The following is a 4801-nucleotide window of genomic DNA, read 5'->3' as shown; positions in this document are numbered from 1 at the left end:
GGTTACGCCAATAGCTGTCGACGCTGTAGGCGAGGGACACGCGGTGCGGATCGCAACTGTTCCATCCGTCCTCTGCAGCTCGGACTTTGGCCGCTGCCGTTTCGCGGGTGAAAGGGGGCAGTGGTGGGCGTTGTTCAGTCATGTTCATGATCTCCAGATCCTTTTCACTGTACCGATCGGTAAACAGTGTGTCAATCGGTACATGTGGCTGAGTGCAGCGTCAACGGTCAACGCTGGGCGCTGGCCGTTTTTGCCGTGCGAATTGAAAGGTTGCGCCGTAGTCCGCCGAGTCCGCGTCACGCCGAGAGCTGCGATCTTAGCTGTTGTGGCTAGGCCGGTTGCTAGATGTTTGTCCGCTCAGTGCATGAGTTCACGAAAGACCGTCTCAAGCTCGACGTCTGAGGCCGCCACCACCGCGTAATAAAGCATCTTTGTCTCGCTCTCGGTGGTCTCGGCTGGCCAAAGAACTCGCTCGGCGATCGACCGCTTTCGCTTCATGAGACGCTGCAGCAGACAATCGAAGGATCCAGCGCCAAGCCGTGTGTGCGACAGATCGGGGATAGCGACATCAGTTCAAAAACAGGTAGGCACAGATTTCGGACGAGCCCGGAGACATACCTCCTGTCCCGCGCGTCGTCGCCTCTCATCACCGCCCTGCGCTATATCACTGCTGGTCAGTGGGCGGTCGCTTACGCGCAGCTCAGAAGGATCGTGCGTATCAGCTCTCCGCATCCGAAGATGACATCCAGGGGGCGACTGATGGCGATAAGGGTGCATGGCTTCGATAATCCGCTCACTGTCCGGGCGGAACATGCGACTATGGCTAGGGCGTGCCAGTCACCATCGCGAGCGAGCACGTGAACGTTGTCGCCAAGTACAAAACACCAAAGCGCGGCAATGTACTGTGGCGGGGAGGAACGTGCGTCTACATTGGGGAAAATGCGCCTCGTTTCTGGCAGCGGAGGTTCCGCTGCCAAAAACGTTTCAACCAGCGGCCTGCTTATTTTGCTGGGGGGCCATAGGAAGATGCGATTTTGCCCGCCTTCTCTTGGGCAGCTTTGAATTCCGCGCCCGTGTAGGCTCGCACGGTTTTTACATTCGATACAGCTCCCGATGCGCTGACAACGAGAAGTGCGGGGACCAAGTCAGCGCCATCGTCGAATTCCGTGATTGCCATCCAGTCGGTTTCGCCCGTCGTAACGTAGAAAGAATGCAGTTTCCCGCCCGCTGCTTCCATGATGCCACGGGCCGCCTTTTCTCGGTTCGATGGACTGTCAATCATTCCCTTCGCTGACGTGGTTGTATAGCACCCTGTGGTTATGAACAGTGGCATGACATCCTCCCTCAACTGGGCAGATCGGGTGACCTGCCATACTCAATATCTCAAAAAACTTGGCGTTAGACGAGCGTTGAGCTGCAGAGCGCTAGATTGGTCACGCACAATTCGGCGACGCACAGTGAGCATGATCGCCACCGCGGCGGGCCTTGAAATGACGGCACTACCAGCCGTCGCATCCGAAGCGGTTGCACGTTAAGGCTTTGGACCGTTTAGCAGGGATTCCCCTGGCATATAGCGTCCTGCCACCGAAGTTCCAAATCGAGCTAAGCGTGTTGTTCGAGGGCCTCATCGATCATCTCATCCGACAACTCTGCCAGGCAGTGAAACTTCTTTCCTTGCTGAGGGCGTAGCCTCGGGTCTGCTCCCAGGAACGAGCATGGGATAACGGCGCGCTTTCCCGCATTCAGTCGTTGAGACTTGGGGATGCTGCTGGCCTGCGGGCACACAAACGAACAACGCCTTTCTCCTTAGAGTTGATCGAATCCATGTTACCGTCATCCAGGACCAGGCAGATGGCGGCACCGCCAGCAGGTCCGCCTGAACGTTGATCCGAGGCCGTCGCGCTTCGATTCCTACGATGCCGTCTTGTTGGGAGGATGTGCCATGGCGGGGATACTTGACGTGGTTGTCGTCGGAGCGGGCTCGGCCGGGCTTGGGATCAGTTATTTACTCAAGCAGCAAGGTCGCGATCATCAGGTGCTTGAGCGAGGCTGCATCGGAGAAACCTGGCGGACCCAGCGCTGGGATTCCTTCCGTCTGAACTCGCCTAACATTCGCTCGCTGCTGCCCGGTGATTCCCATGACGTGCCTGATCCCTGGGGTGCCAGCACACAGCATCAATTTGTCGCTTATCTCGAGAAGTATGTTGAGCGGCACCAATTGCCGGTGATAACCGGGACTCCAGCAGAGGAACTGTCCAGAGATGACGAACTCTTTCTTGTGACGACACCGCGTGGTGTCTTTCAGGCCCGCAACGTCGTCGTCGCGAGCGGTAGCCTGAACTGTCCGAAACGATCGCCTGAGTCGGCGGAACTGCCGGCAACGGTCCGCCAACTCGATTCCTCGGCCTATCGCAATGCAGCCGAGTTGGAACAAGGTGCTGTTCTTGTAGTCGGCAGCGGTCAATCGGGCGGCCAGATTGCCGAGGACCTGGCACTCGCGGGACGCTCGGTCTTTCTGGCGACGAGCCGAGTCGGCCGTCTGGTCCGCTATTATCGCGGCGGCGACATCTTCAATTGGATGACCCTGTCCGGCTATTTCGACGTACCGCGCAGGGAAATCATCCTGCCATCGGGGAAGCTGCCGCCGCGAGGCTTGCTTGGTGCCACCCACACCATCAGCCTGCAATCGCTGAGCGCCCAGGGGGTCGTGTTGCTCGGTCGCTTCTTGGGTATGACGAATGGCAGCCTGGTATTCGGCGACAACCTGGATGAGCACATGCGTTTTGCCGACGAGAGCTCAGCCAACGTCAAGCGCCTTATTGACGCTTACATCGGGCGCGCCGGGCTGAACGCGCCGCCTGCCGAGGATGATCCTGCCGAGGTGATCGCCCCACGCCTCGCCGATCCACCGATCCGCTCAATCGAATTGGCGACGAGCGGCATAGCATCGGTAATCTGGTGCACAGGCTTCAGAGGCGATTTCCGGTGGATCAAAGTCCCGGACACCATCGACGACGACGGCCAGCCTATTCACGAGGAGGGGATCGGATTCGTTCCCGGACTGTATTTTTCCGGCCTCGATTTTGCCTCGACTCGGAAGTCGGGAGTTATACCGGGGGTTGCTGAGGAAGCAGCACGGCTGGTGAACCATCTCGCCAAGAGATCGGCGAGTTAATTCGATTGGTTAGCATCTGCATGGCAAGCGTCGTTACAGGGGCCCTTGTGAAGGGGTGGGCCCCTCCTCCGAACGCCGTGTTGGAGTTTCAGAACTCCGGCGAGACCGACCGAACCTCTCTCAAGTAGCGCTCGATGGGCGCGAGCCACCTGGCGATCGATGTATTGTTTGCCGGGACGTACATCATTGCGCTGCTGTCTATCAGCCCGTTTCTCACCGCAATTGTCCTGGTCATGTTGACCGCTCCAAAATGATCGCGGTCGGGGCAATGGGTCCCTTTGGCTGAGGGTCAGGATGTGCGCCTGACGGACGCCTGACCTCGGGATCAACATCGCAGTCATGGTTCAACACGCTGAATGAGGCGTATGTGAAAGCCCGCTACTCGGAACACTACGAGATCAGCGAGGAGGCAATGGCATGGCTGACCGCTCGAACTTCCGTTCTCTACGATCCGGTCAAAACAATCTGCGCGGAACACCTCGCTAAGCTCGAACGGGCGGACAATTCAACCTTGCTGCGACACTTGCCCTGACGCAGTATTTCCACTTGCTTTCCAGCGATGGTGACGACCCCAAGGCGCGAAAAGGGTAGTTCCTGAAACTCCGTCTCCGTCACCGCGATTTGCCCTCTCCTCCGTCACCGCGCGATAAAAGGTGATCCCTCGCGGCGGCTTCTAATTGAACTGGAGGAGAGCTTTTCATGGAGAGGCCAAAGTCGGAATGCCTGTCGTTGCGAACGACATACCCGCAATTCAATTCACCTGAGATCAGCGACCCGAAGGGCCGTAGCCGTCCAGATGCCAGCGACGTCGCGATAGGCCCTCGTCTTCAGGTTCCCCTCTGCCTGACAGGCCCGCTGCGTTGCGGAGCCGGCAGCAAACTACAGTGGGCCGCGCTCGACATCGAGGACGGCAAAGTCGTAGCGACCTATCTCGGCCATCGCGCCGTTAAAGTCGAAGATCTTGGTGAGCGGTCCCTGGATATTGGGCAATGGCTAGGTGTCGCCGCGAACCGCAATGCTACTCTCCTCTTGGCGGTCAGCTATCAGACTTGACCTGGACCTGACGAGCCGCAGCGAGATCATTTTGGTTCCCACCCCTCGGCATATGACCGAACATGTGCGGCTTGATCTGGTTGATCCAGGAAACGGCGGCCGGCTCCTTGCTCCATAGCGTTCTAGCGAAAGGCACAAGCTGCTCGCCAACGAGGATGCCAAGAAGGCCGACGAGAGCGACGACCGGCGGGGCCGGCGAACGCACGTTGAGGAGGCTATAGACAATGCCGACCAGCAAGCCGGCACCGATGGACATGAGATAGAGTTTCATGGAATTCGTCCTCGCTGAGATGAGATTGCCGCTCCGACGGGCTTGTCCTGTCGGAGCGGCTGTTCTTGCTGGGTTACTTTGCCGGGTTCGGGCCAATCCGCTTGCCGTGCGTGACGCGTTCAGCGGCCTTGTGGACCATGGTGTAGGCATAATCGATGCCCATGCCGTAGGCGCCGGAATGCTCCTTCACCAGCGTGGTGACGGCGTCATAGGTTTCCTTCCGCGCCCAGTCGCGCTGCCACTCAAGGAGGACCTGCTGCCAGGTCACCGGAATGACGCCGGCTTGAACCATGCGGTCCATT

6 protein-coding genes and 2 pseudogenes are annotated in these 4801 nt (G+C 58.7%); 3 read left to right on the top strand and 5 right to left on the bottom strand.

The genetic code is table 11. The features are described from left to right. Nucleotides 1–142: DUF1348 family protein (locus ASD02_RS37685; protein WP_156408505.1), on the bottom strand; the 142-nt coding region annotated here is incomplete at its 3' end. An 858-nt stretch (nucleotides 143–1000) separates the two neighbouring features. Next, the gene (locus ASD02_RS31870; RefSeq protein WP_025429589.1) at nucleotides 1001–1333 is read right to left on the bottom strand and encodes a GYD domain-containing protein; all 333 of its coding nucleotides are present in this window, start codon (nucleotides 1331–1333) and stop codon (nucleotides 1001–1003) included. A gap of 609 nt (nucleotides 1334–1942) precedes the next feature. Here ASD02_RS31870 and ASD02_RS31865 point away from each other — a divergent pair. Next, complete coding sequence (locus ASD02_RS31865) at nucleotides 1943–3175, top strand: NAD(P)/FAD-dependent oxidoreductase (protein ID WP_025429591.1); 1233 nt, start codon at nucleotides 1943–1945, stop codon at nucleotides 3173–3175. An 88-nt stretch (nucleotides 3176–3263) separates the two neighbouring features. Here the strand turns inward: ASD02_RS31865 and ASD02_RS38775 are convergent, their stop codons facing one another. After that, entirely contained in the window at nucleotides 3264–3410 is a 147-nt protein-coding gene (locus tag ASD02_RS38775; RefSeq protein WP_156407922.1) for a hypothetical protein, read from the bottom strand. Between the two features lie 43 nt (nucleotides 3411–3453). Between ASD02_RS38775 and ASD02_RS40135 the strand changes: the two are divergent. Both ASD02_RS40135 and ASD02_RS38765 read left to right on the top strand, forming a co-directional pair. Further along, nucleotides 3454–3707, top strand: a pseudogene (locus ASD02_RS40135) (nucleotidyltransferase); the annotation flags it as partial. A gap of 167 nt (nucleotides 3708–3874) precedes the next feature. Continuing rightward, nucleotides 3875–4228 (top strand): hypothetical protein, encoded by a 354-nt coding sequence (locus tag ASD02_RS38765; RefSeq protein WP_156407920.1) that lies wholly within the window; start codon nucleotides 3875–3877, stop codon nucleotides 4226–4228. Here the strand turns inward: ASD02_RS38765 and ASD02_RS31860 are convergent. Together ASD02_RS31860 and ASD02_RS31855 are read right to left on the bottom strand one after the other, a co-directional pair. Further along, complete coding sequence (locus ASD02_RS31860; RefSeq protein ID WP_025429592.1) at nucleotides 4212–4499, bottom strand: XapX domain-containing protein; 288 nt, start codon at nucleotides 4497–4499, stop codon at nucleotides 4212–4214. The genes ASD02_RS38765 and ASD02_RS31860 overlap by 17 nt on opposite strands. A gap of 73 nt (nucleotides 4500–4572) precedes the next feature. Continuing rightward, nucleotides 4573–4801: pseudogene (locus tag ASD02_RS31855) on the bottom strand (hydrolase); the annotation flags it as partial.

This window comes from Ensifer sp. Root1252, assembly GCF_001425885.1.
GTDB classification, from domain to species: Bacteria; Pseudomonadota; Alphaproteobacteria; order Rhizobiales; family Rhizobiaceae; genus Ensifer; species Ensifer canadensis.
Note: the sequence above shows the minus strand (reverse complement) of the source record. Positions and strands in the feature narration are given on the sequence as shown.

Excerpts from the sequence above, each read along its gene's own strand:
- ASD02_RS31865 (WP_025429591.1), top strand. The coding sequence starts at position 1,943 with ATGGCGGGGATACTTGACGTGGTTGTCGTCGGAGCGGGCTCGGCCGGG.
- ASD02_RS31860 (WP_025429592.1), bottom strand. The coding sequence starts at position 4,499 with ATGAAACTCTATCTCATGTCCATCGGTGCCGGCTTGCTGGTCGGCATT.
- ASD02_RS38775 (WP_156407922.1), bottom strand. The coding sequence starts at position 3,410 with ATGACCAGGACAATTGCGGTGAGAAACGGGCTGATAGACAGCAGCGCA.
- ASD02_RS31870 (WP_025429589.1), bottom strand. The coding sequence starts at position 1,333 with ATGCCACTGTTCATAACCACAGGGTGCTATACAACCACGTCAGCGAAG.
- ASD02_RS38765 (WP_156407920.1), top strand. The coding sequence starts at position 3,875 with ATGGAGAGGCCAAAGTCGGAATGCCTGTCGTTGCGAACGACATACCCG.